The sequence below is a fragment of the Pelovirga sp. C15f genome, assembly GCF_057178085.1.
The window spans coordinates 657,211-681,475 of the sequence record NZ_JBXUCV010000001.1; the positions used below are offsets into that span (position 1 = coordinate 657,211).

The 24,265-nt window shown below is 45.1% G+C and carries 22 protein-coding genes; 3 read left to right on the forward strand and 19 right to left on the reverse strand.

What is annotated here, in order from left to right:
• The 15 genes from AC1931_RS03135 to AC1931_RS03205 all read right to left on the reverse strand — a co-directional run bounded on the left by AC1931_RS03135 (position 1) and on the right by AC1931_RS03205 (position 17,408).
• Positions 1 to 669, reverse strand: a complete 669-nt coding sequence (locus tag AC1931_RS03135; RefSeq protein WP_483875769.1) for an HAD family hydrolase — start codon at positions 667 to 669, stop codon at positions 1 to 3.
• Complete coding sequence (locus AC1931_RS03140) at positions 666 to 1,400, reverse strand: 3-deoxy-manno-octulosonate cytidylyltransferase (RefSeq protein WP_483875770.1); 735 nt, start codon at positions 1,398 to 1,400, stop codon at positions 666 to 668. The genes AC1931_RS03135 and AC1931_RS03140 overlap by 4 nt, the downstream gene beginning before the upstream one ends.
• A 7-nt stretch (positions 1,401 to 1,407) precedes the next feature.
• A complete protein-coding gene (locus AC1931_RS03145; protein WP_483875771.1) occupies positions 1,408 to 3,018 on the reverse strand; it encodes an aldolase catalytic domain-containing protein in 1,611 nt (536 codons plus the stop codon).
• A gap of 112 nt (positions 3,019 to 3,130) precedes the next feature.
• On the reverse strand, positions 3,131 to 4,375 hold the full coding sequence (locus AC1931_RS03150; RefSeq protein WP_483875772.1) for an O-antigen polymerase: 1,245 nt from the start codon (positions 4,373 to 4,375) through the stop codon (positions 3,131 to 3,133).
• A gap of 667 nt (positions 4,376 to 5,042) precedes the next feature.
• Positions 5,043 to 6,443: a surface carbohydrate biosynthesis protein gene (locus tag AC1931_RS03155; protein WP_483875773.1), complete on the reverse strand. Its 1,401-nt coding sequence runs from the start codon at positions 6,441 to 6,443 to the stop codon at positions 5,043 to 5,045.
• A 94-nt stretch (positions 6,444 to 6,537) separates the two neighbouring features.
• Positions 6,538 to 7,776: a lipopolysaccharide biosynthesis protein gene (locus tag AC1931_RS03160; RefSeq protein ID WP_483875774.1), complete on the reverse strand. Its 1,239-nt coding sequence runs from the start codon at positions 7,774 to 7,776 to the stop codon at positions 6,538 to 6,540.
• 148 nt (positions 7,777 to 7,924) lie between these two features.
• Positions 7,925 to 8,623 (reverse strand): acylneuraminate cytidylyltransferase family protein, encoded by a 699-nt coding sequence (locus AC1931_RS03165; protein ID WP_483875775.1) that lies wholly within the window; start codon positions 8,621 to 8,623, stop codon positions 7,925 to 7,927.
• A 234-nt stretch (positions 8,624 to 8,857) separates the two neighbouring features.
• Positions 8,858 to 9,907, reverse strand: a complete 1,050-nt coding sequence (locus tag AC1931_RS03170) for a nucleotidyltransferase family protein (protein ID WP_483875776.1) — start codon at positions 9,905 to 9,907, stop codon at positions 8,858 to 8,860.
• Positions 9,908 to 10,876, reverse strand: coding sequence for a methionyl-tRNA formyltransferase (locus AC1931_RS03175; protein WP_483875777.1), 969 nt, complete (start codon positions 10,874 to 10,876; stop codon positions 9,908 to 9,910).
• On the reverse strand, positions 10,873 to 11,952 hold the full coding sequence (neuB, locus tag AC1931_RS03180) for an N-acetylneuraminate synthase (RefSeq protein WP_483875778.1): 1,080 nt from the start codon (positions 11,950 to 11,952) through the stop codon (positions 10,873 to 10,875). Before neuB ends, AC1931_RS03175 begins: the two co-directional genes overlap by 4 nt.
• Positions 11,953 to 11,954: 2 nt before the next feature.
• A complete protein-coding gene (neuC, locus tag AC1931_RS03185) occupies positions 11,955 to 13,115 on the reverse strand; it encodes a UDP-N-acetylglucosamine 2-epimerase (RefSeq protein WP_483875779.1) in 1,161 nt (386 codons plus the stop codon).
• A complete protein-coding gene (locus AC1931_RS03190; RefSeq protein ID WP_483875780.1) occupies positions 13,102 to 14,289 on the reverse strand; it encodes a LegC family aminotransferase in 1,188 nt (395 codons plus the stop codon). The genes neuC and AC1931_RS03190 overlap by 14 nt, the downstream gene beginning before the upstream one ends.
• A complete protein-coding gene (locus AC1931_RS03195) occupies positions 14,286 to 15,269 on the reverse strand; it encodes an NAD-dependent 4,6-dehydratase LegB (protein ID WP_483875781.1) in 984 nt (327 codons plus the stop codon). Before AC1931_RS03195 ends, AC1931_RS03190 begins: the two co-directional genes overlap by 4 nt.
• Before the next feature lie 646 nt (positions 15,270 to 15,915).
• On the reverse strand, positions 15,916 to 16,107 hold the full coding sequence (locus tag AC1931_RS03200) for a hypothetical protein (RefSeq protein ID WP_483875782.1): 192 nt from the start codon (positions 16,105 to 16,107) through the stop codon (positions 15,916 to 15,918).
• Positions 16,104 to 17,408, reverse strand: a complete 1,305-nt coding sequence (locus AC1931_RS03205; RefSeq protein WP_483875783.1) for a Wzz/FepE/Etk N-terminal domain-containing protein — start codon at positions 17,406 to 17,408, stop codon at positions 16,104 to 16,106. The genes AC1931_RS03200 and AC1931_RS03205 overlap by 4 nt, the downstream gene beginning before the upstream one ends.
• Before the next feature lie 244 nt (positions 17,409 to 17,652).
• On the opposite strand from AC1931_RS03205, the gene AC1931_RS03210 reads away from it, so the two are divergent.
• Genes AC1931_RS03210 through AC1931_RS03220 form a run of 3 tightly spaced genes read left to right on the forward strand, consistent with a single transcriptional unit; the run spans position 17,653 to position 20,266 of the window.
• The gene (locus AC1931_RS03210; protein WP_483875784.1) at positions 17,653 to 19,515 is read left to right on the forward strand and encodes an AMP-dependent synthetase/ligase; all 1,863 of its coding nucleotides are present in this window, start codon (positions 17,653 to 17,655) and stop codon (positions 19,513 to 19,515) included.
• A gap of 38 nt (positions 19,516 to 19,553) precedes the next feature.
• Positions 19,554 to 19,955, forward strand: coding sequence for a nucleotidyltransferase substrate binding protein (locus AC1931_RS03215; protein ID WP_483875785.1), 402 nt, complete (start codon positions 19,554 to 19,556; stop codon positions 19,953 to 19,955).
• The gene (locus AC1931_RS03220; protein ID WP_483875786.1) at positions 19,955 to 20,266 is read left to right on the forward strand and encodes a nucleotidyltransferase family protein; all 312 of its coding nucleotides are present in this window, start codon (positions 19,955 to 19,957) and stop codon (positions 20,264 to 20,266) included. The genes AC1931_RS03215 and AC1931_RS03220 overlap by 1 nt, the downstream gene beginning before the upstream one ends.
• Before the next feature lie 419 nt (positions 20,267 to 20,685).
• Here the strand turns inward: AC1931_RS03220 and AC1931_RS03225 are convergent, their stop codons facing one another.
• From AC1931_RS03225 to AC1931_RS03240, 4 genes are read right to left on the reverse strand one after another with little or no spacing between them, the layout of a single operon-like run.
• On the reverse strand, positions 20,686 to 21,999 hold the full coding sequence (locus tag AC1931_RS03225; RefSeq protein WP_483875787.1) for a homoserine dehydrogenase: 1,314 nt from the start codon (positions 21,997 to 21,999) through the stop codon (positions 20,686 to 20,688).
• An 18-nt stretch (positions 22,000 to 22,017) separates the two neighbouring features.
• Positions 22,018 to 22,503, reverse strand: a complete 486-nt coding sequence (gene nusB, locus AC1931_RS03230) for a transcription antitermination factor NusB (protein ID WP_483875788.1) — start codon at positions 22,501 to 22,503, stop codon at positions 22,018 to 22,020.
• Positions 22,493 to 22,972 carry a 6,7-dimethyl-8-ribityllumazine synthase gene (gene ribH, locus AC1931_RS03235; RefSeq protein WP_483875789.1) on the reverse strand — a complete coding sequence of 160 codons (480 nt, stop codon included), beginning with the start codon at positions 22,970 to 22,972 and terminating at the stop codon, positions 22,493 to 22,495. The genes nusB and ribH overlap by 11 nt, the downstream gene beginning before the upstream one ends.
• Before the next feature lie 27 nt (positions 22,973 to 22,999).
• The gene (locus tag AC1931_RS03240) at positions 23,000 to 24,205 is read right to left on the reverse strand and encodes a bifunctional 3,4-dihydroxy-2-butanone-4-phosphate synthase/GTP cyclohydrolase II (RefSeq protein WP_483875790.1); all 1,206 of its coding nucleotides are present in this window, start codon (positions 24,203 to 24,205) and stop codon (positions 23,000 to 23,002) included.
• Between the last annotated feature and the right edge of the window lie 60 nt (positions 24,206 to 24,265).

Here is a 24,265-nt window from a genome sequence, read left to right on the forward strand (position 1 = left end):
TCACTCAGATCTATTTTGAAAAATATCGTTTAGCCCTTCACAGACAACAATATTATGGGAGCAACAAAATTCAGACCAATCAGCGAATTCCGTCCATTGCTTAATGAAAACAAAATCTATATCGTACTTTTTAGCGGCCAAATAATCGTACTTACTATCCCCAATAAATAGTGCAGGTTCTACTATATTCCTGCAACCGATTTCACGAGCTAGAATTTCCTCCTTCGAGTCGGGAGAACCAAATATCCCACCATCGAATAGCTCCTTAATCCCCTTTTCCTGAAACACCCATCTTAATTCATCCTGTGCACCACCAGACACAATTAACCATTTTGAGCCAGGGCTTGCATGTTTAAAATCTAGAAGATGAGGTTCTATTTGGCTTTCACACAGCCCTTTTCTGACTATGCCGGCATAAGTATTTACTAGTTCATCAAGGGATGGCAATTCTTCTACATTGGGAGCAATTTCGGTAAGAAAATACGCGAACTTTTTAAACCGAGAAATACCGCCATTTTTTTGATGATACTCAACAAGTTTGTCTGCGGCATCACGACCAAAATCGACAACGGTTTCATAAAACGCTTTGGTTTTTAAACCATTCGAGTTCAGAACAACACCATCACAATCAAAGATCAATGTTGAGTATGCTTGAATTTTACGCCTCATGGTTGTGATCCCTGCAATGCAGATTCAACCTTTGCTACATCCTCAGGAACATCAACAGCTAGGCTTCCTGGTTTTGTCTGAACCATCTTTACCGGTACGCCAAGCTCAAAAAAACGCAATATCTCAATATCCTCACATTGCTCCAAAAAACTTTTCCTACCAAATTCTCTGTATTTCTGAAGTTCGTCTTTAGAAAATGCATAGATACAAACCTGTTTTTTATACCGAGTCGGAGCATTCTTACTATCCTTGAATCCAGGGACCGGAAGACGAGACATATATACCAATATATCTTTTTCATTTGTGATGACCTTGGGGATATTGATACTAGATGGATCTTCTGTGTCACCCATCATAGCGTATCCATTGATCACCATTTCAAGGTTATCCAACTTAGCGTCCCGTATTCTCAAGATATCTAATGGGTCCACAAGGGGCTCATCGCCCTGCATGTTTATGAAAATATCACCCTCGATTTTAGATGCTGCTTCCGCAATTCGATCCGTACCCGTTAACGCTGTACCTGTCATCACAACTCTGAATCCAGCATCCACCACAACCTTCGCAATACGCTCGTCATCCGTAGCGATGTACACATTCTGGCACCCCAATGCTCGCGCTGCCAGTTCGGCAACCCACAAGATCATAGGCTTGCCCAGTAACGGCACCAGAGGTTTACCCGGATAACGACTGGAAGCGAACCTGGCAGGGATAATGACAACTGTTCTCATGGGAAACTCACAGTAAATAAATTGATGTTAAGGGCATTTTGTAACGTGTAGGAGTCACAGCCAAAACAGGACAGGCTCTGTTAGTGTTCTCATAGCTATTAAAAATATCCTGCATTTCCTCAGTACGAGGATCATCAGCTCCGTAACCATCAAAGCCCGCCATATAAACGCGATCAGCACCACCGCTGCTGGCGATGGCGAGGGCGTAAGCCACTACCAGCGGTAAGGGTACTACACAATCCATATCACCAAACTCAAACTTCCCGGATTCCACGCTCAGACCGAAATCAAGTATAAGTTCCGGATCGTAGGAACTTTGGACGTCAACAGGTAACATCGAATATGGCATTATAATCGGCTGCCGACTCTTACGATGTTTTGGAGCATCCGCTAACAAACGTATCGGATGGCACGCAACGCGGAAATCAATCAAATCATCTGCTATCGCAGATTGTGTATTAAGCGCCAAGACAACTGGACGATGTTTAGAGATAAAAATTTCCAACGCAGTGGAGTGATCACGAGCCCCCGGACCCGCGCCCAGAATAAGCACCTCACGCCCGGAAAAACTCTTAGCTGGGTTCCATTGACCTGTCGCTCCTCCTTGATAAAAACTACGGGCTGTATCTAGGGTATTGGTACTGAATTTCCTGCCACCGACACGCCGCAAATGGTGAATGACAGCCAACACATCGGCTTCATCATAACGGTTGTCCCTTAGCATTTCCTGAATATATGTCGGGTGGATGCCATATTTTCCCGCTAGGTAATAGTAAGGGTTTGTACCCCATCCATATTTATTTTGCAGCGGTTGAAAGTATGAAGATGCAAGCCGAAAAAGAGGGACCAAAAGCCTGTTATCTGAGCGACGCTCTGCCACCTCAATAGCAAGCTCCTCAGTTTTTGCATTACCCGGACCTCGACCCATCCCCGTAACAGTAGCGTCTAACCAAGTAGCTCCTTCATCAATAGCCCTTAAGGTATTTTGTAGCGCCATTCCCATACTGTCATGGGTGTGAATACCGATTGGACCACTCCACCCCTCACGAATGGTCCTGATGATATCAGCAACAGCGTCAGGGGTCATGCTCCCCAAGGAATCCGCAAAATAGAGAACATCAGTCGGTGTTTTTTCAAACAAACGAGCCAACTCAGTGATTTCATGACGGGCTGCAGCAGAAATCTGCATGAGGTTTATGCCAACCTGATATCCCCTATCCTTCAGCCAGGAAATCGCAGAGAGCCCATTTGGCACTTCGTGCAAATGGTACGCAATTCGGACAAGGTCGATGCGGGATTCGACAGCGGGAAGCGGAAACAACTCTTCAAGAGATTCTAAAATACTGTCAGCAGAGAGAAATTCAGACGCATTGACCATTACACCAACTTTAAGATGCTCTGGGATCGGTAACGCAGCAAGATGCTCTTCGGAACAGTATGCGAACATACCTTTAAAACCACCAGGTTTTCGTGAACGCAAACCCAGCTCAACGATATCAACACCACTCTCGCCAATGGCACCTAAATACTCAGCAACCAACCTATCTGAAAAATCCCATGAGTTATAGTAGCCACCATCTCTCAGCGTGCAATCCAAGAGGATTAAATTGGAATCCATTTCGTAATCCTTTCACATGAATTTTTTAAAATCAGAGACCAAGGTGCAGTATTTTTAATCATTTGAATATTGATAAATGTATTTATAAACAGGAAGAAGTCATAACGATATATTAAAAAGCAAACTTCACCTTGGAAAAAATAAAAAAAATTACTGCATAAACCCCAGATAATGAAAATAGTACATTCGACAGATAATTGTTAGAAAAAAACAATAGGGGGATTGAGACCAAAAAACAAATCAGTGGTAGTTTAAATATGCTTAATCTAGGGCCGGGAGATGAGCTGATGAAAACAACTAAGGTGAATAAAAAAACAAACAGCAAAGTACCAACATGGCTAAAATCATATACTAGTGTTGCTATAAGGCCATTAAACTTACTTCCATATATACCAAGCGAGTCATAACGAAGATCAATATAAGAAGTAACATTATAACCAAACTTTTCTATTATATAATCAAACAATGCAAAAGAAGATTTTCCATACCAAAGATTAGAAAATGAAAAGTTTTTCAAAACAACTAAGCTATTGCCGATCCACTGTGAAAAATAATCAAAGATGGAATAGAGAACTGTATTTTTGATAACTGATTCGTCGGGAATCTGATAGTAATTGGAATCAGAAAACCTGTATGACGTTATGATTAAAAATACCGACAACGTCAAAGAACCTAAACTCAAACCCATTAAATTTAACTTTTTACGTATATCCTTTTTCAAAGTAGGAAAAACATAAATGTAAGCACATGCGTACATTAAAAGAAATTGAACAACCGACGACCTTGACAATCCATGTAGACCAACTAAGGGTAAATTAAGGCTTAGAACGAAAAAAATAAACGATAAATAATAATATCTTATAGACACAAAATAGAAGTGATAAGCCAAAGAAATAATGCCCAATGCAGACACAAAATTGACATAAGAAATCACAATAGGAGGGAACCAACTCCTAATAAGGATAGCAGCTTCACCCTGGTTTTTGAATTCAGTAATACTTATATTGTCAATAAGAACATAATTCAAAGATTTAGTGATTACAAAAATATTTATAATTAATGCAGGAAACAAAAAAACTATTAAAAGAAAAAAAATTATCTTGAAGTATTTAATATTATTACATAAAAATTCTTTTCTAGTTTTAAAAAATAAAAAAGACATTCCAAAACATAAAAGTAAAAATACAATAAATATAAAATTAAAAACATCAATCAAAGTTTCTATATAAAGTTTTTTCCCTATTAGCCAGCCAGAAAAAAAAGACAAGGAAATTAATAAAAAAATAAAAGAAGATATTGCATATCTTTTTCTTAAAAATAATGCAGGAATAAAAAATATTAAAAAGGATATTAACATAAAAGAATATTAAAATAATTTTTAGGTAGATTGTCCAGGTTAAAAATAAATAAGTTTAACTTGAATTTTATAGCTGTGTCTTTAAAAAAAAACAATTCCATAATTTAATAAAACGTGTGTCAATATATTTAAAAAAACTTCAAATCACCCACAACAATATGGATATTTTTAAATTGTTCCACTCCAAGTTACCCTAAAATATTTTTAAAACCTTTTCAAAAAATACAAACTCGAATACTGCAGATAATTCATAGAGCGATAAGCTGGATTGATTTATAAAGATCTTTCAGTACCCTTAACATAATCTTCAAGCATGTTACATATTAAATCCGTACTGGAAACATTTTCTCTTAAGTTTAGGGCCAATTATGACGCGTCATATCCAGAATCTTTAAAAACAAAATTGCTGCCGACAAATGTATATAATGCTTCGCACAACTCGTCATAATTCTTTACAATGGTTTCCACATCCGAAGCACCAGCAACCTCATAATTATGAAATAACGGGTGATTGATACAGGGCCTGAAATTAATGTTTGGCTTAAGACTCTGCTCTGCTTCCAGGCCAGTTGTGCATTCACTGTATTTTCATATACTTAAAATTTATCCGGTAATTGCTGAGCCGTTGTCAGCTAAGAATCCAACCGTTTTTTTGACATAGCATCTTTCATTCGCCAGGAACTATAAAAACGACTCCTGAGGATATAGTAATTAAATCCGGTCGCCCATCTAGCATCCGCCACTGCTCCAGAATGAAGCTCTTATTAAATCCTGAGGCTTTATCTTCATTGCCAACTTTAATGATGAAAGACTTAAATAAATAAAACATCTTTCTGGAAAAATAAAACAAAAACTTATTTTTAAAGCAGTGTCCAGATATCTTAAAGCTCGTGTTGTTTTCACTGAAATGCTGATAAATATCGGTACATATCTCCTCAATCGCGTTAAACTCTCTTGTAGAATTTCGCACATAAGGGGCCAGTATTTCGGCGTCCACGTGTAAGGAGGATTTCGGATTGTAAAGTAATCGATTGAAGGTTCTGTCAAGTTCATTAAAATCTTTAACCGTTTCTCCAATCTCCGATGCTCCAGCAATGGTATGGCCACCGTCGTGTCTGGATGAGAAATTGATCGAGGGTATGCCAATGACCGCCGCTTCAACTCCACTTGTGCTTTCGGAGTGGATAAATAAACGGGCTCCTCCAAGGACACTGGTAAGGTCCCCCGATTTATCGACTATCACATTACCCAAAAATCGGTACAGTGATCTATAAAGTGAAGCATCCTCGCCCGGGTGCGGCCTGAAAACAAATTCAATTTCAGGGTGGTTTGCCGCGAGATCATATATGGCATCGATAAAGCGAGCCCTATCAATGGATACTGAACACCATCTTTTCACTTGCTGGCGGAACAGATCACCTTCGGAACTTTCTTCGGCGCCCTCTGTTTGCATTCTTATATTCAAAAAGCTATCTGATATTAATGAAATATCATCTTTGGCAGGAGAAATTCCTGCAAACCTACTGCAAACCAACACATAGTCTTTTCTATTCTCTCCGGTTTGCTTTCGTTCTGACCCCTCCCGAGCTAAAAGGTACCTTAAATAATCCAGACGGGGTGCACCACAAATATCCAGGGAACAGTCGGCATATACATCGCTGAATACGAATCTCTGTCGGTCTCCCCAAAAATAAACCTTTTTAAGAAAAGGCCTTGAGAAGTATTCTTCGGGATATATTCTTTTTACCGCTGATTCATACTCATCCTTATAATAGAACGCACCTTCATCGTGCAAAAAAAACATTGATGATTTGGTTGATTCAATTTGGTTTATGAAATCAATATCGAATCGCCCTCTTCCAGTATTGCCTCCAAATCTACCAAATATCAAAGCTCTCCGTAATAGCGACATAACCAAAAAAATATCATGCGGTCGCCCCAAGACGGTAGAGATACCCTGTTCAGCAAGCTTTTTCGCCATTAAAAGCCTCCAACCAAGATCTCTCCTGGGAGAATCAACCGAACTTAGAACAACTTTTTTAGTTTTCAAAAACTTAAAAGGAATCATAAAAACTTCACTATTCTTTCCAAAGAATATAAGAAAAAACACCTCTTAAAAATTATAACTATCAAGGATTTGTAAACGAGCATTTAATTATAAATTATTTTAACATAAGTAGTTCTATATTAATATTTTTCCAGTATTTGTACTTAATTAATCCCGAAATAGAACAACCAGCGATCATAGCAACAGTTACAGCCCAATAGGCATTGTAGCGGCCAACAATAAAAACTAATATTGCTGCTACGAGTAATCCGATAACATTTGCAAAAATGATAATTTTATCTCTTGATGTTGCATAGAGTGCGTATTGGTATACATACCCAACCAAGAACACTGATACAGCAAAAAGAATTCCATAGAATAGTGAAACATTTTCTGCATATATTTTTTCGCTAAGAAATGAAAAAATAATCGGTATCGTTATAGATATGCAAACTAGCAACACCAGCATCCAAATAAAAGACTGCTTTACCAGTTTATTGTATGCAGTCGCAAATCCTATAAAATCTCTATTTTTGTATGCCTTCATCATTTTTGGATAGAAGAATACGAATACGCCAGACTCCATAAATGAAAGCATTGCAGCAGCAATACTCATATAAATACTGTACGCGCCTAACAATGCTAAACCATTGAATACCTCAAATGCATAACGATCTAAGGTAAATAAAGACCTTGCTGCAATGGAAGAAATTAAAAGTGGAAGCGCAATCCAAATGCCTCTTTTTACCCAATTCCAGTCCGGTCTTATCCACGATGCCCCCCAATCGAGTTTAAGTAAAGGGCTGATTCCAACAGTTATTCCCAAGCCCACCCCAACCATCCAGAACAGTAATAGCGTCTCAATGTTTCTTACGGTTGGGAACAGCCACATGGCAATAATAAAACAAATGGCCCAGAGCGCCTGTTTGAAGAATATTATCACCGTGGCCCGAAAGGGTTTTTCCATTGCGACGAGTAGCCGCATTAATTCCGCAGATAAGTGCTCAAGGATAATAAGACCCAGAAACCCGGCCATGAATTGCGATGGTATCAGGCCAAAAAGAAAAATCAAACTCACCAGCGGCAGCACAAACAGGTACATGATCCCAAAGAAAATAACCTGCGTTGAAATCAGGCGTGGCCACTCGTTTTTTGGTCGACCTACAAGGTCACGGGTGCTGTACGTATAAAACTCAAAACCTACAAAATAAATCGAGTACGAGACAGTAACAGTGATAAGGCCGTACAGACCAACTTCTTCCGGCGGCAGAAATATGGCAAGGCTGAGTATCAATATAAACTTGATTGCTAATGTGAAGCCACGAAGACCAACGTTTAAAAATCGGTATTTCATCTATTTAAAGAAACCGTCATGTTTCTTGCCTTCTTAAAAAAAATATATAAGCCGGGACGGAAAATTTTCCGGTCTCAGTAACCCTTGTGAGATGATTGATGGAATCATGGGGGAGGACCTCCGGAAAGGCATCAAATCAGGACATGGCTTAATGGCAGCACAATAGGATTTCACATATCTTAAAATCCAATGCCTCATCAATATCCATTGATCGTTCCCTCGGCATCACGTAAGCCCCCAGGTCATCGGTAAACAGGTTTCCCCGTTGCCGCAAAGTATTAACAGATGCCACGTAAACTGCGCCGTTTAGACGGTATTCAATTTGGTAGTCTTGCGAACGCTTACCGGGTAAGTCCAGGCCCTGCAGTTGGCCGCTCTCGGCAATGGTGCCAATCCATGCCGTCGGGTGGTCTACTTCGCAGACGCTTACTACCGTGTCCGAACTTCCACCTTTCTCGTATCTCTGGACGGCAGCGAGAATGTCTTCAGCCGTTCGAAGGGGGGACGTAGGCTGCAGGAGAATCAGCGTTTTCGCGGCATATCCGGCTTGCTGCTCGGCGTTTAGTGCGTCCAGCAGGGCATCGGCTGTCGTAGCGTAGTCGGTCGCCAGCTCTGCCGGGCGCTTATGGGCAATCAGGCCTTTATTGGGATAGCGCCGGACGATGGACAGTATTTCATCATCATCACTGGTCACCATGATACGGGCGGATAAACCGGTTGCCAGCGCCGCCTCAATGGTCCAGCAGATAAGCGGCTTTCCTGCCAATGGCAACACATTCTTGCGAGGCAGTCGCTTACTGCCACCGCGGGCGGGGATAACAATCAGTCTATCGTTGTGCTCAGCCATTCAGCAGCCCTTTAACTTCTTCGGAGCTTTATGGAAATAATCCATGCTCTCGATATCCAGCCAATCCTGATTCTCATGGGCCCGCATACACATGGTGGCAATGCCATCCTGCTTTTCATGAATTTCTAGGAAAGTTTCACCCTGAAAAGGTTAAGTAATCGTTTAGCAGTAGATGAAACCGCAGGTTAGAGCTGTCGCGAGCGGGAATGATAGCGAGAATGGTTTTACCCCGAATCAATTGAATACTCCATCATATTCACCTTTTGCTCGATTGAGGTCTTCAATCTGCCCCAAGTCCAACCAGTATTCCCTGACCGGAAAAACTGCTATTTCCTGGCTTTTGTGAGCAATGCTATTGAGAAAACTCGGCATGTCACAGTGTTCATCAGGTTTGAACATCGTCAATAAATCTGCATCCAGTATATAAATTCCAGCATTTATAAAGAATTTCTGCACCGGCTTCTCTTCTATGCCGACAAAGCGTTGGCCATCCACCCTTACAACACCAAATGGCACCTGAATGTCGTACTCTCTGACACACATGGTTGCCTTCGCGTTCTGTTCATGATGAAAGGATAGCAGATGGCTGTAATCGACCTTGGTCAAGACATCACCATTAATGACCAGAATTGGCAAAAATGGTTGTTCTGGCAAGAGACTTAGAGCCCCAGCAGTCCCCAGGGGTTCCTTTTCGTGCAGGTACACGATAGCACAATCAAATTTCGAACCATCCCCGAAATATTCCTTGATGATGTCCGCTTTATAATTAACCGCCAGACAAAAGCGACGAAAGCCGTACTCTCGGAGATTTTCAATGATTGTTTCCAGAATCGGCTTGCCCCCGACATGCAGCATAGGTTTTGGGCAGTCCTTGGTGAGAGATCCCAACCGGGTTCCCAGACCTCCAGCCATGATGACAACCAGATTCTCTCGGGTTTGAGGACGCATCAGATCCTCAATAATCTCCAATCCAACAAGTCGGCCGTCTTGATCAACTAAAGGCACTTGGTGAAGAGATTTCTGACGAAGCAATTTAAGGATCTCTTCGCGACTCTCTTGTACTTGAGCGACAATGGGTGAGACATTCATAATCTTGGCTACTGACTCTTCGAGGGGAATGCCCTTCAGAATCCCGCGACGTACATCACCATCCGTAATCGTTCCCAAAAGATGCTGATCCATGTCAACCACCAAAGCGATCTGCAGAGCCCCCTCATCAATGATCCTGATCGCCTCACGAACCGGTGTGTGTTCTGATATAAGAACTTTTTTCCAGTTTTTCATTTAAAAATGACCCTGCTGAGTGTTGAATTTCTTAAACATAAAATCATATTTATTCGTCAACTCACCACCCATCCTCAGCTTAGGGCTTCTCTCACCCGATAAACAACCAGCGGCATCTACGTCAGCTATGAAAGTAATTCTGAGTGAGGTGTCTCCTGTTTTAACAATTACACTGCTATGGTCGCGACCAACAATTCGACCCGGCCGATCAATGTAGACAGGAGCTTCTGAAATCATTTCTGCCTTAACAATAGCTAGTTCTCTACCTGCCCAACCAGCTCTTGCACACGGGCCAGGGACGCTGATACCACGAATAAAATTATAAATGCGTTGGCTTGACCAACTCCAATCTATCCATTCGTCTCCATCCCTGCGTTGGCTGCAATAAAACCCAACAGGGTGTATATCTTTTTGTTTTATGGCTTCAAACTTGCCAGTATAGATAAGCTCCAATGATTGGTATAGAGTTGTTGAGCAAAGAGTTGTTGCCTTCTTAAGCAATGAGGAGTAATCATCCTTAATATCAATAGTTCCAATATTTTGAACTATAATATCACCAGTATCAATACCTTCATCAACATAATGAACAGTCACTCCAAAATCTTGGTCACCATTTATCAATACCCAGTTCAGGACATTACGTCCCCTATAGAATGGTAATTTACCAGCATGGCAATTAATAAACTTTCGGGGTGGCAAATCAATTATTTGTTTTTTTAATATCTGGTTAAAGGACATTGAAACAAATATATCGGCGCAAAACATGCTTATTTTAGAAATGAATTCTGAGGAATTGACATCCGGACTAGTAAGAAAGGGGATATTCAGACGACTTGCATATTCTTTAAGTATGGGATCCGCTTTATCATGCCGTGCGACTATGAAGACAACTTTAAAGTTATCATTTTCAATAATTTTATCCAAAGCTTTATGGGCCCATTCCCCATCTGCAAAATATCCAATTTTCATTTTATAATCTCATCCTCAGAATAATTTCTTGGAGATTTTTTACCAATCATGTCCCAGTAACACATCGGTGTAAGACCATCACCTGGGCGTTTCGCAACTATATTTATGGCTGTAAAAGCTTCGCCAATCCTGATCTCTGTTTTCGCAACCAAACTTTTCCTAGCGACTGAGATATTTTTCATCTCACTCGCACCAGGCTGCTTAACACCGTTCCCCAATGCGATTTCAACATCACGAATAGAGCGTACCATTTCCTTAAATTCTTCCGGCTCAAGGGACGCCCTATGATCAGGGCCGGGAAGGCTGCGATTCAGGGTAAAATGTTTTTCAATAACAACGGCCCCCTTGGCAACTGCTGCAATGGGTATGGCAATTCCAAGGGTATGATCTGAGTAGCCAACTGGCAAGCCGAAAACTTCAGCCAAGGTATCCATTGCCCTCAGATTGACCTCTGCGAACGGCGCAGGATATTCAGTCGTACAATGCAGCAAACGGACCTTTTCTCGCAGGGCAGCTTGACCTCTATCAGACAGAAATGCGCTCCTAAAAGCTTTAAGTGATGGCACACCATTCTGCCCATAAGTAAAACCGAAAGCAAGCACACCCAGGGCCTGTTCAATTTCACCCAAGGTGCTCATTCCCGTGGAAAGAATCACCGGCTTGCCTGTTTGTGCAATCTTCAGCAAAAGGGGTCCGTTGGTGATTTCACCAGAGGGAATTTTGATATAGGCCATATCAAAAATACCAACAAGGAGATCGACACTTGCCAAATCAAACGGAGTAGATAGAAATTGAATTCCGGCCTTTTCACAATAATCGTTCAAAAAACGATGTGCGTGCTCGTCTAGCTCCAGTTTTTTGATCATTTCATACTGGGATTCATCCACCGACGTAGTTTGCTTTTGGTAATCGGCCTTTTCGGCCTTCCTGCAGACAAGTGTCTCCGCCTTGAAAGTTTGAAACTTAACGGCATCAGCCCCAGCAGTAGCTGCAACATCGATCAACTCTCGGGCCAAGTCAAGCGAGCCATTATGATTGACTCCAGCCTCGGCAATAATGTAAACAGAATCAGCCATCTTCAATGTGCCCCGCAGTCAAAAAACTTTTTCTTCAATAGTGAATCATCCAAATTGATATTTTTAATCACTTTGACGATTCTCTCCGAACTGTGACCATCACCATAGGGATTAACCACCTGGTCACAATTTAACTCGAAAGCCTTGTGGACTGCATTTACAATATTGCCACTTTCAACGCCGCAATTAATAACGGAAGCTGCCTGCAACCGCCCCTTCTGTCGATCACCAATATTAACGGTCGGAATCTTGAAAGATGGCGCCTCATAAAGACCGCTCGATGAGTTACCGACCACTGCGTCAACCTGTGCCATGACACTCAAATAACGCAACTGACCCAAGGATGTATACGCTTTAGCATAAGAGCGATCCTGGCAAAAATCGTCAATCATTTCAGATAAAATGCGCCCCGAAGTGTCTGCATTTGCCTTGGTGAATATGATTCCCATCTCAGGTCCGAACGAATCAAGCGCGGAAAGGAGTTCTGCAAACTGAACCGCTGGTGTCTGGCCGTCCAACGTTGCCGGATGAAAAGTCACCAGCAGGTTACGTATTCTGAAGTTGAAGCCTATTTCTTTTTCAAGCTCCCTGCGAGTTAGCAGTCGCAATCTCTTGATCTGATCAATACCGGTACTACCTACCAGGTGGACATTTTGAGGATTTTCTCCCATCTGCCTGACTCGTTGCACAGCATTAACATGACTTACAAAGTGAACATGCGCCATTTTAGTGATTGCGTGTCGAATGGACTCATCAAAGGCCCCCTCGGTAGTATCCCCGCCAAATAAATGAGCTACAGGAATGCGTGCAACCAGGGCAGTTTGTGCCGCAGATAGAATTTCAAAGCGGTCGCCCAGCAAAACCAGCATGTCTGGCCTGATTCGTGCGAGGGCATCAGCAAATCCAATCACGCCAAGACCGATTGATTTAGCAACACCAACCGGGGTATCGCTCGAAAGAAGCATTTCAACTTTTTCGTTGATTTTAAAACCGTCCTCCTCAATGACCCGATAGGTGAGTCCAAATTCCGGAGAAAGGTGCATACCTGTAACAATAAGCTGAAGTTCTAGATCAGGATCTGTCTGGATTTCTTTCATTAACCAGTATAACAGGCCATATTCAGCGCGCGTTCCAGTAACAACACAGATTTTACGCCTGCCCATCTGACCCTCCGAGCCCAGCGCTACTGGGGATATTAACCAATCGCCGAACCAGATTGTTCGCAACCACGAGATCCATGCTTGGGCAATCATGATAAATGGGAAGTTCAGACATCAGCGACCAGGCTGGTCGTGTCATGATTCCATGGTCGTTACTCAGTTTAAGAAAACCTTCGAGCACCTCAATATTCGGAGAATCAAGAAGCAGTACATTCAACCAATAGTTACTCTTTGCAAAATCAGGCTCGGAAAAAAACCTGACACCTTTCACCCCAGAAAAAGCCTGGGCATATTCATCAGCCAAGGCACGTTTTCTTTCGATAAAACGCGGCAATTGTTCCAACTGGGCGCAGCCAAGGGCGGCATTAATATTAGGCATGCGGTAGTTGTAACCGATCTGATCGTGCACGAACGCCCAAGGGTGGGAGACCTTGGCGGTGGTGGTAAGATGCTTGGCACGCCGAGCCAACTCCTTATCGTTAGTGAGGATCGCGCCGCCACCGCCGGTAGTCATGATCTTGTTGCCGTTGAAACTGAGTGCTGACAAACGACCATGGTTGCCGGTGTGGTGCCCTTTATAAAAGGTACCGAGCGACTCAGCCGCATCCTCAACGATAATAATTCCATAGCGGTCACAGATTTCCACCAACGGGTCGAGGTCAATCGGGTGACCAAAGGTATGCATCGGCACCACGGCGGCAATCCGCCGGCCGGTCTTGCGATTCCAGGATTCGCCCTCTTTTATTTCAACGATGTCGTGTAGATAATCACCAAGACGATGGGGATCGAGCCCAAGGGTTTTCTCCTCGGAGTCAACAAAATGCGGTACGGCTCCGCAATAATGGACAGCATTGGCGGTAGCGACAAAGGTCAGAGCAGGGGTCAGAACTTCATCCCCCGCGCGTACCCCTGCGAGTTGCAGACAGACATGCAGGGCGGCGGTACCATTTACAACCGCGACGGCTTGTTGCACCCCCGTATACGCCGCCAATTCGTCCTCGAAGCGATCGACAAATTTTCCGACAGAGGAAACCCAGCCGGTGTCGAGGCATTCCTTGACAAAATTCCATTCATTGCCGGCAAAAAGTGGCTCGTGCAATGGCGTGAAGTCCCGTGAGGAGTCAAGTACCCGTCGAAAAGCGCCAAGCACCTGAGTTGGATCAAAACTTTTGATCATATATTGTAAATCCCGACCTTATAGCGTGCAAGATTTTCTGGGTCGCAGAACCAGTCTGCTGTTTCCGCCAGACCGCGCCGAAAACCGTCCCGGTCGCCATACTCAGGAACCCAACCCAGCAGGTCGCGAGCCTTGCTGTTGTCGGCCCACAACCGTTCAACTTCACTCTTATCCGGCCGCAGTCGCGCCTGTTCTGTCTCGACTTCAACTTGAGCATCCATAACTTCGGCAATCAGTTGAACCGTCTCGCCAATGGAGATTTCAAAATTGCTACCGATGTTAATCACCTCGCCGATGGCAAAATCGGACTCGGCAACAGCAATGAAGCCGCGCACGGTATCGGATATGTAGTTAAAATCGCGGGTTGGATGGAGGGCCCCAAGCTTGATCTTATGCATGCCGGCAGCAATCTGGGCAATGACGGTGGGAATGATGGCGCGCGCCGATTGACGTGGGCCATAGGTATTGAACGGTCGAACAATGGCCACGGGTGTATTAAAAGAAGAATAATAAGACATGGCGATCTGATCGGCGCCGATCTTGGAAGCCGAATAGGGTGATTGCCCCTGCAACGGATGTTCTTCGGTTATCGGCACGAATCGAGCGGTACCGTAAACCTCGCTGGTCGAGGTGTGAACAACCTTGGCAACTTCAAGGTCGCGGGCAGCCTGAACGATATTAAGCGTGCCTTTGACGTTGGTGTCAACATAGGTATCGGGAGAATGGTAGGAGTAAGGAATAGCAATCAGAGCGGCGAGATGGAAAACTACATCGCATTTTTGCATAGCCTGACGCACGCCGTTGGGGTCGCGAACATCCCCGGAAAAAACATCGAGGGAATCACGCACATTTTTGTCGGCCTGGTCTAACCATCCCCAGGAGTTGAAGGAATTATATTGAACAAAGGCCCGCACAGCATGACCGCGCCGGACAAGATCTTCAGTTAAATGAGAGCCGATAAACCCATCGGCACCAGTCACCAAAATCTTTTTTCCCTGAAAATTCATATTACCTCGAATAATTGTTTGTACACCCTGTCCATACTATAAACGGTACGGGAACTACGCCATCAAGTACTGGATAGCTACCCTCATAAATTTTTTCATTATACATCATCCATCTTAAAAACATCTGACTGAGGGTGAAAAAATGGATAAATATGTAAAAAACATTCCGGGTATCAGGAGGCTTCAGATCAAATCTAAAAATTCTGTATTCCTTTTTTCGCAGATACCATCTAATCATACTTGCTGGGAACCATTTAAAAGTCAGTGGTTCGATATCGTAGTAAAACCATATATTTTGTACGATGGGGCAACATTTATAACCGGTTCCCGTTGATTTAACTAACTTTTTTGGTCACTACCGGCTTGACAGGTTTATATCTGCGCACACAAAAAAGAATTATTTTTTTACAATTTTTCATATTTATATGATGTTTTTCTGCTCCAGTCAGATTTCAGTCAGATATTGACGTTATATTAGTCAGCGGATCGACGGATCTGCTGATGTCCCGGCAGGTCCGGAGGGGGGCGGCCCCCACCACCTGATACGTGGTGGGGGCTTTTTTATTAACATATTGAGCAGCTATTATCATCTATCCGTCTGATTTTTATCATACATTCCCTAAATATCGTAAGCCAACCCCTCAACTCCTGCCTGATCCGACAGGTTCAGCCTGGCAAGTCTTCGATAGGCAACGGCGTCAATGGCTGTTTGATATGATTGTGACTGCATCAGCTGTTTGGTGACAAGTTCAGCACTTTTCTCATGACGCACCCCATCACCATCAACACAGTTGTATCCCTTGGTTATCAACTTTCCTTGTCAGCAACTGCCTTGCGGCGATTAATCATGGCACGTCTGATTAATCCCGCTATGATACCAAGCATTCCTCCAGCTACCGCTCCTAGCGCCAGTATCATCATCTTGTTGGGCTTTGTCGGGTGAGTTGGCAATGTTGGTGTCTGCGCCAGCCTGAAAACCTCAAAGTCTGCAGTTTGTAATCTCTGTTGCGCCTGAAGCAGTTCATTTTCCATTTTTTTCAATTCACGCAGGGAGTCAGAAAAGGGGACGTTGTCTGTTCTCGCCTTCAAGGTATCAATGCGATGGTTATTTTCAAGCGCCGTAAGTTTTTTTTGCAGATCAGACAAGCCATCAATATACGGGTCATCGCTGGTACGTGATTTAAGCTCCTGGATTTCAGCTTCGAGAATTTCGGTCCCCAGCCAGTAGCGGGAAGGGATGCGACTGGTTAAATCTATCGTCGTTGTTGTCCCCATTTCACGACGATAATCCAGCGGATCAACAGGTCGTGTAATCCCCAGCTGCTGTGCCAGTGCCAGATCGGTTTCCAGGCGGGATATCTGAAAGCTGCGTTGCTGCGCGGCTTTTTGTCTGAGAAGTTTTATTTCTGCCTGGATAATTTTTTTCTCTTCCTGATCCGTCTCAAGCAAACGGGAAATTTCAGCAGCAAGCTCCTGATTAACCTGCTGATTTTCAAGTTCGAACTGTTTGCGATTTAATATCAGTTTTTCATCCAAAGTTTTTAACAGGTCATCCAGCAGTTCTGATTTCGCTCTCTTATCGACGGTCTCGATGATTGTACTTACCAGAAGATAAGCTTCTTCTGGGGTTGACCATTGAGCGGACAGAGCGACTGAGAGTGATTGACCCGTCAGAACTTTTGCTTTGGATTCGGTCGGCAGGCTGACAGTGATATTTTTCATTAGTGTGGTGACAATACTGCTCGGACTTCTATCGGGTTCTTTGAATGTTTGTTCTATTGCCGGGTCCTTAAAAAGATAAATGCCCAGATCGGGGGAAGTGATCACTTCAACAAACTGTCGATAGACCCGATCTAAACCAACATCCAACACACCGGGATAATTTAAAGTGATGATATCTTTTTCCAGGGGGGGCAAAAACGACGCATTGACCTCATACGTTTTTGGACTTAAAAAGGCGAATAGGCCTCCCAAAAGGGTCACAATCAAAAAGATACTGATAACGGTCACCTTCTCTGCTATCAGTCCATCAACAAGCTCAAACAGATCAATCTCATCATCTAGAGCATATTGATTGATTTCTGCTGGTTTATCCTTATTATCCCTCAACATCACCCTCCTGAGATCAAATTTATTCGTGCGCAGTTTTTTACCTGTATCGCGGAAAAGAAATACAGACTACCGATCGTCAAGCTATCTGACAAGGAAAATGTACACGCGTGGCAGGCAGAAACAATTGGGAGGAGTTGCAAATACATCCCAAATTCAAAATCCATTCTTTTTAGCGTAAAAGGGTGTTAAGATCCTGACTTTATATGACATCTTGACGATATCCTCAACATCAGGAGTTACCAGCGTGCAGAAAATCGACCAGATCATTCAGGCCAGCTGTTTTAAAAACAGTGACCGGGTGGCATTTAAACATAAAGTCAATGGCCAGTGGAAGGAGGTTTCCTATGGCCGTTTCTGGAACAATGTTGAAAAATTGACGGCGGGGTTGCAGCAGCTCGACATCAAGGAGATGTCACACGTAGCCATTCTTGCGCCTTCGTCGCCGCGCTGGGTCACTTCCTATCTGGCGATCCTTCATGCCGGCTGTGTTGCCGTACCAATTGACAAGGAACTTAAAGCAGCGGAACTGCGTCATATTCTTGGTGATTCTGATGCCCAGGCAATCATTATCGGCCAGGCCCAGTTTGATACCCTGCTGGAAGTTATCGATGACCTGCCCGGCTTGAAAAATATCATCCTGATTGATACCCCGGTCGGGGAAATGGGTGATCAAGGGCACATCATCGACACCATGCAAGAACTCAAATCCTTGTGGCAACAGCTGGTGGCTGATCTGGATATTGCTCCGGAGCGGCGCGAACCGCTTGAAGCAGCAGCGCAACAACTACGGCTACTGGTGACCAGTCCACCCGAAACCCCTCCAAAAAATAAAAAAGAACGACACTTCTTATCTGATGCTGAGCTTATCCGAAATCGCTTGCTTAAGGAGAAACGGCTATTTTCTTACAAGGAAATTTTTACTGAAAAGCCTGTGCTACCCAGCAGCGTCAATGCGAATCAGAACGCTGTGATTCTCTATACCTCAGGCACGACGGGGCGTTCAAAGGGCGCGATGCTGAGTCATCGCAATATCGTCAGCAACATTGAAGGCGCCCAGCTGCATTTCAAGCTCGACAGCTCTATTGCCACCCTCTCTTTTTTGCCGATCAACCACGTGTTTGAACAGGTCTGCGGCATTCTCCTGCCCCTCTCTCTGGGTGGCCAGATAAGCTTTGCTGAATCGATTAAGAAACTGGGAGATAACCTCAACGAAATCAAGCCGACCTTCCTGCTTGGAGTGCCGGCGGTTTATCGACTGCTTTATGACCGTATCATGAAAAAGATCGATTCCAACACTTCCTCACGGATGTTGTATAAATTCTCCCTGACCCGGAAGATTGTCGCTGCCAATGTCAAAAAAGCGGTGGGAGAAAGCACCACTTTTGTCAGTGGGGGCGCCGCCCTTGATCCGACTATTTCCGAAGGCTTCCGCGATCTTGGTCTGACCTTGTATCAGGGCTACGGCATCACCGAGACCTCTCCGGTAATTTCGGCGGAAAGCCCGTTTAAGAACAAGCCCGGCACTGTTGGCGAATGCCTTAAAGATGTACAGGTGCGAATCGACAACCCCAATGCCGAGGGCGAAGGGGAAATCCTGGTTAAAGGACCCAATGTCATGCTCGGTTACTACAATAACCCGGCCGCAACGGCAGAGGTTCTGCAGGAGGGCTGGTATCGTACCGGCGACTTAGGACACATTGACGCAGGCGGCATGTTGTCTATCTGCGGGCGGGTGAAAAATCTGATTGTTACTCCCAACGGCAAGAACGTTTATCCGGAAGAAGTCGAGAACCAGTTACTCAAAAGCCCTTATATTGCCGAAATCATGGTCTATGGCCATCGCATCGGCAAGACCGCTGAAGAGGTTTACGCTGTCGTCTTTCCCGATGAAGAAGCGTTGTTTGCCCTGGCACGGGAGCATAAGGACAAGCCTTTTGCTGCCGGCGAAATTGAAAATTTGATTCGCCATGAGATTCAGAACTACGGCAAGGAACTGGCCGACTACAAACGGGTGAAAAAATTCACCCTGCGTGAGGATGAATTCCCGAAAACGACGACCCGCAAGATCAAGCGCTATATTGTCGAACCAGAGATATCGACGAACTAAAAAAATAGTAACTACTTTTCACCTACTGGAGTAGACCAATGACAACCGACATCCGCTGGCAGCAGCGCTTTTTCCAGTTTGAAAAGAGCTACAAACTGCTCCAAACCGCCCTGGACATAGAACGACCCAGTGAGGTTGAACGCGCCGGCCTCATCCAGTTTTTTGAAATAACCTTTGAATTGGGATGGAAACTTCTCAAAGATTTTCAGGAGGCGGAAGGCTACACTATCACCAGTCCCCGCAATGCGATCAAACAGGCCTTTCAGAATAGTCTGATTACCCAGGGAAAATATTGGCTGCAGGCACTTAACGATCGTAACTTAACGACCCACACCTATAATGAAACCACGGCCCGGCAGGTGGAAAACGACATCCGCTCGTTATACGCTCCATTTTTGCAGGAGCTACACGAATCTTTTCTGCCGAAGATGGTTACATAATGGATCCTTCACCCTTTGGTCTACCTCAAGCTGACTATGATGAGATGCTGCAAGCCATCAGATGTTTTTCTGATATTACTAAGGTCACGCTATTTGGTTCACGGGCTAAAGGCACCTACAAATCTGCCTCTGATGTAGATCTGGCGATTGAAACGGATGGCACAAATCGCCGCACAGCCATCGAGCTGGCGATCCGGCTCAACGAAGAGACCCCCCTGCCCTACATGTTCGACGTGATCGACCATCAACAGATCAGTGAACCGGCGCTGCTTGATCATATTGAGCGGGTTGGAGTTGTGATTTATCCCTGATAAATATAGATCCGGTGCCGATCAGATAAAAAACGAAAGTATCTGTTCAGCACCGGGTCGGGGATCCTGTGGCAAGGGTTTTTGTCGCCATGGACGGCGACAAAAAGCGGTCATGGATGACGAAAAGCGTCCCTTGACATAGAATTCCCGACCCGGTGCAAGGATAGAGCTAAATAGTTACAAACGAAAAAAGACAAAAAAAACGAAAAATTTATTGTTTTTTTTGCTGAAAAGGGGTTCCTGTCAGATTTTTTTCAGAAATCGTGGGTATAGTGTTACCCACAACTAGGATCTGAACCACTTGCAATGAGATATAATGCAATGCGGTTCGGAGGGGGGGGAGCCCCCATCCTGAAAATGGATGGGGGCTCTTTTTTTTTAAGCAGTTGATGAGTTTTTGCGACGACATCACAGCTTTCTCAGCCGAGATCGTGTTCAACACGAATCAGGCGCGGAGTCTGGCAGGTAATATCAAAAGCTTCTATTTCTTTTAACGCTTTCACTACATCTGCTTCTTTGGCGGCATGGGTCATCAGAACAATGGGAACACAGTCGGCATCGTGACGCTCAGGCTGGATCATCGACTGGATACTGATGTCATGGTTGCCGAGACAACCGGCAATCCTGGCAAGAACGCCGGGTCGGTCGAGACTTTTAAAATGCAGATAATAGTGACTGATGATCTCACTCATTGGCTGGATCGGCAGCGACTGAACCGCCGCCTCACAACATCCCATGATCGGCACACGCAAGCGGGCACCACTGAGAATATCACGGCTGATGGCCATGACATCGCCCATGACCGCACTGGCGGTCGGGTCCATGCCGGCACCACTGCCGTACAGCAGGGTCGGCCCGACAAAATCACCGGTCAGGCGCACAGCATTAAAGACACCATCGACCTCAGCGAGCTGATCTTCCGCTGGAATCATGGTCGGATGCACCCGCACTTCGATCTGATCACCATGATTCTTACCGATTGCCAGCAACTTGATCTTGTACCCCATCTGTTTGGCAAAACTAATGTCGACAGCGTCAATATTGCTGATCCCCTCGATATAAACCTGATTAAAATCAACCCTGGTGCCAAAACACAGGCCGCTGAGCAGGGCAATCTTGTGAGCAGTATCAACACCTTCAATATCAAAGGTCGGATCAGCTTCAGCATAGCCTAATTGCTGTGCTTCCTTGAGTACCGCAGCAAACTCACTGCCATGATCGGTCATCTTGGTGAGGATATAGTTGCAGGTGCCGTTGAGAATACCGAGCACCGAACTGAACCGATTGGCGCCCAGGCTCTCCTTGATCGGGGAAATAACCGGAATACCACCACCGACGGCAGCTTCAAACATGACCGAGACGCCGGCCTTGTTGGCAGCGGCGATAATTTCTTGACCATGCACGGCCATCAGCGCCTTGTTGGCGGTCACCACGTGCTTGCCATTGGCAATGGCCTTGAGCAGAAAGCTTTTTGCCGGTTCATAGCCACCAATCAGTTCGATGACCAGATCGATCTCGGGGTGACTGATCACATCATCCACGTTGGTGGTCAATATGCCCTGTTCCACTTGCACTCCACGATCGGTCGTGATATCCAGATCGGCAATTTTCACCAGTTGCACCGAAGCACCAAGGCGCTGCTGGAGCACATCCGCGTTTTTTTGCAGTACCCTGACCACCCCGGTACCGATGGTTCCAAAGCCGAGCAGGCCGATATTGATGCCGTTCTTCATGTGTTGTCTCCGTTCATATTATTTACAATCAGCCTGATGCTTGACTGAGTTCTTTTGTGCGATTTTATCCAGCAGTCCGTTGATGAATGAGGGTGACTCCTTGGTGCCGTAACGCTTGGCGATTTCGATCGCCTCGTTCAAGGTCACCGCTGCCGGGATATCAGGCAGAAAATGCAATTCATAGGTTGCCAACCGCAACAAGGCCAGATCAACCGCTGACATCCGCGTCAGGGACCAGTTGTGTGCTACAGCCTTAATCCGCTCATCAAGGAGTGGTCGCTGTTCCAGAACCCCGCGCACCAGTTTTTCGGTAAACAGACGAACCGCTTCCGGTACCGGTCGTGCTCCCTCTTCCAGGGGTTCGCCCAGGGGATCTTCTGAATAATGGAGGTTATCCCAGAAATTTTCCAGAATCTGGTCTACATTAATCTGATCAGACTGATACTTCAGCGCAAAAAGAATTTTTAGGGCAAACTCTCGCCCCCACCGACGGTTATTGCTCATCAGCGTTAAAAGCCCCCAGAACATTTACCATTTCCAGTGCACTCATAGCGGCTTCAGCGCCTTTATTACCCGCCTTGGTTCCGGCGCGCTCAATCGCCTGTTCCACGGAATCGGTGGTTAATACCCCGAATGCCGCAGGCAGACCGTATTCCAGAGACACTTGGGCAACCCCTTTGGTAACCTCGGAGCTGACATATTCAAAATGTGGAGTACCACCTCGTATCACCGCCCCCAGACACACAAGCGCATCGAACTTGTTTGAAGCCGCCATCTGCTTGGCCATCAATGGTATTTCAAAGGCCCCCGGAACCTTAACAACTGTCAATTGTGAATCGACGGCACCATGACGAATCAGAGTATCGATCGCACCTTCGAGCAGTCGTTCGCAGATAAAGCTGTTAAAACGGCTGACGATAATCCCAAAACGAAAATGTCCGGCATCGAATTTTCCTTCAATGGTCTTTGGCATCGATCAACTCCTGTTGGTTAAATCAGATTATAAATTTTCGAGCAAATGTCCCATTTTTTCGCGTTTTGTTTTCAGATAATTAACGTTTGACCCCTGGGCAGGAATCTGAAGTCCGACCCGTTCCACCACCTCAAGACCATAACCTTCAAGACCAATAATTTTTTTCGGGTTATTGGTCATTAAACGGATTTTGCGTACCCCCAGATCAGCGAGCATCTGGGCACCGATGCCGTAATCGCGCAGGTCGGCGGCAAAACCCAGCATATGATTGGCCTCGACCGTATCGTGACCCTGATCCTGCAGTTCGTAAGCCCTGAACTTGTTGATCAGGCCGATACCACGCCCTTCCTGACGCATATAGAGGATAACGCCTGTTCCTTCAGCGCCGATGCGATCCATCGCGGTGTGGAGCTGAGTGCCGCAATCGCAGCGCGCCGAGGCAAAAACATCCCCGGTCAAACATTCGGAGTGAACCCGCACCAGCACCGGCTTTTCCGGGTCAATGGTGCCTTTAACCAGAGCGATATGATGGGCATTATCAACTTCGTTTTCATAGATGATGGCGTTAAAGGGACCACCATGGGGGGTTGGCATGCGGGTTTCAGCCGCACGGCGAACCAGTAACTCCTTACGCATCCGATAGGCGACGATGTCGGCAATGGATATGATTTTCAAATCGTGTTCTTTGGCAAATACTTCAAGTTGCGGCATGCGTGCCATGGTGCCGTCTTCGTTCATAATTTCACAAATAACCCCGGCGGGCTTGAGTCCTGCAAGACGCGCCAGGTCAACCGAACCTTCGGTCTGTCCCGCGCGTACCATCACGCCACCTTTTTTAGCCCTTAAAGGGAATACATGACCGGGGCGTGCCAGATCCCTGGCGCTGGTGTCATCAGCAACAGCGACCTCAATAGTCCGGGCACGATCGGCGGCAGAAATGCCGGTAGTCACCCCTTTGCGCGCTTCAATGGAAATCGTGAAGGCGGTACCAAAGGAAGAGCTGTTGTCGTTGACCATCAGCGGTAGCTCCAGTTGGTCGGCGCGTTCTTCAGTCAGTGAAAGGCAAATCAGACCCCGTCCATGGCGAGCCATAAAATTGATCGCCTCCGGAGTTACCAACTCGGCGGCAATGACCAGATCACCTTCATTTTCGCGATCCTCATCATCAACCAGGATCACCATTTTGCCGTTGCGGATATCCTCCAGGGCGGCATCAATTTTTGCAATTGTCATTATTATTTTTCCTTTGTCTATCTGTATTTCATCAGCATCTCAGGACAAGGCGGAATTTAT

Excerpts from the sequence above, each read along its gene's own strand:
- AC1931_RS03135 (WP_483875769.1), bottom strand. The coding sequence starts at position 669 with ATGAGGCGTAAAATTCAAGCATACTCAACATTGATCTTTGATTGTGAT.
- AC1931_RS03140 (WP_483875770.1), bottom strand. The coding sequence starts at position 1,400 with ATGAGAACAGTTGTCATTATCCCTGCCAGGTTCGCTTCCAGTCGTTAT.
- AC1931_RS03145 (WP_483875771.1), bottom strand. The coding sequence starts at position 3,018 with ATGGATTCCAATTTAATCCTCTTGGATTGCACGCTGAGAGATGGTGGC.
- AC1931_RS03150 (WP_483875772.1), bottom strand. The coding sequence starts at position 4,375 with ATGTTAATATCCTTTTTAATATTTTTTATTCCTGCATTATTTTTAAGA.
- AC1931_RS03155 (WP_483875773.1), bottom strand. The coding sequence starts at position 6,443 with ATGATTCCTTTTAAGTTTTTGAAAACTAAAAAAGTTGTTCTAAGTTCG.
- AC1931_RS03160 (WP_483875774.1), bottom strand. The coding sequence starts at position 7,776 with ATGAAATACCGATTTTTAAACGTTGGTCTTCGTGGCTTCACATTAGCA.
- AC1931_RS03165 (WP_483875775.1), bottom strand. The coding sequence starts at position 8,623 with ATGGCTGAGCACAACGATAGACTGATTGTTATCCCCGCCCGCGGTGGC.
- AC1931_RS03170 (WP_483875776.1), bottom strand. The coding sequence starts at position 9,907 with ATGAAAAACTGGAAAAAAGTTCTTATATCAGAACACACACCGGTTCGT.
- AC1931_RS03175 (WP_483875777.1), bottom strand. The coding sequence starts at position 10,876 with ATGAAAATTGGATATTTTGCAGATGGGGAATGGGCCCATAAAGCTTTG.
- neuB (WP_483875778.1), bottom strand. The coding sequence starts at position 11,952 with ATGGCTGATTCTGTTTACATTATTGCCGAGGCTGGAGTCAATCATAAT.
- neuC (WP_483875779.1), bottom strand. The coding sequence starts at position 13,115 with ATGGGCAGGCGTAAAATCTGTGTTGTTACTGGAACGCGCGCTGAATAT.
- AC1931_RS03190 (WP_483875780.1), bottom strand. The coding sequence starts at position 14,289 with ATGATCAAAAGTTTTGATCCAACTCAGGTGCTTGGCGCTTTTCGACGG.
- AC1931_RS03205 (WP_483875783.1), bottom strand. The coding sequence starts at position 17,408 with ATGTTGAGGGATAATAAGGATAAACCAGCAGAAATCAATCAATATGCT.
- AC1931_RS03215 (WP_483875785.1), top strand. The coding sequence starts at position 19,554 with ATGACAACCGACATCCGCTGGCAGCAGCGCTTTTTCCAGTTTGAAAAG.
- AC1931_RS03220 (WP_483875786.1), top strand. The coding sequence starts at position 19,955 with ATGGATCCTTCACCCTTTGGTCTACCTCAAGCTGACTATGATGAGATG.
- AC1931_RS03225 (WP_483875787.1), bottom strand. The coding sequence starts at position 21,999 with ATGAAGAACGGCATCAATATCGGCCTGCTCGGCTTTGGAACCATCGGT.
- nusB (WP_483875788.1), bottom strand. The coding sequence starts at position 22,503 with ATGAGCAATAACCGTCGGTGGGGGCGAGAGTTTGCCCTAAAAATTCTT.
- ribH (WP_483875789.1), bottom strand. The coding sequence starts at position 22,972 with ATGCCAAAGACCATTGAAGGAAAATTCGATGCCGGACATTTTCGTTTT.
- AC1931_RS03240 (WP_483875790.1), bottom strand. The coding sequence starts at position 24,205 with ATGACAATTGCAAAAATTGATGCCGCCCTGGAGGATATCCGCAACGGC.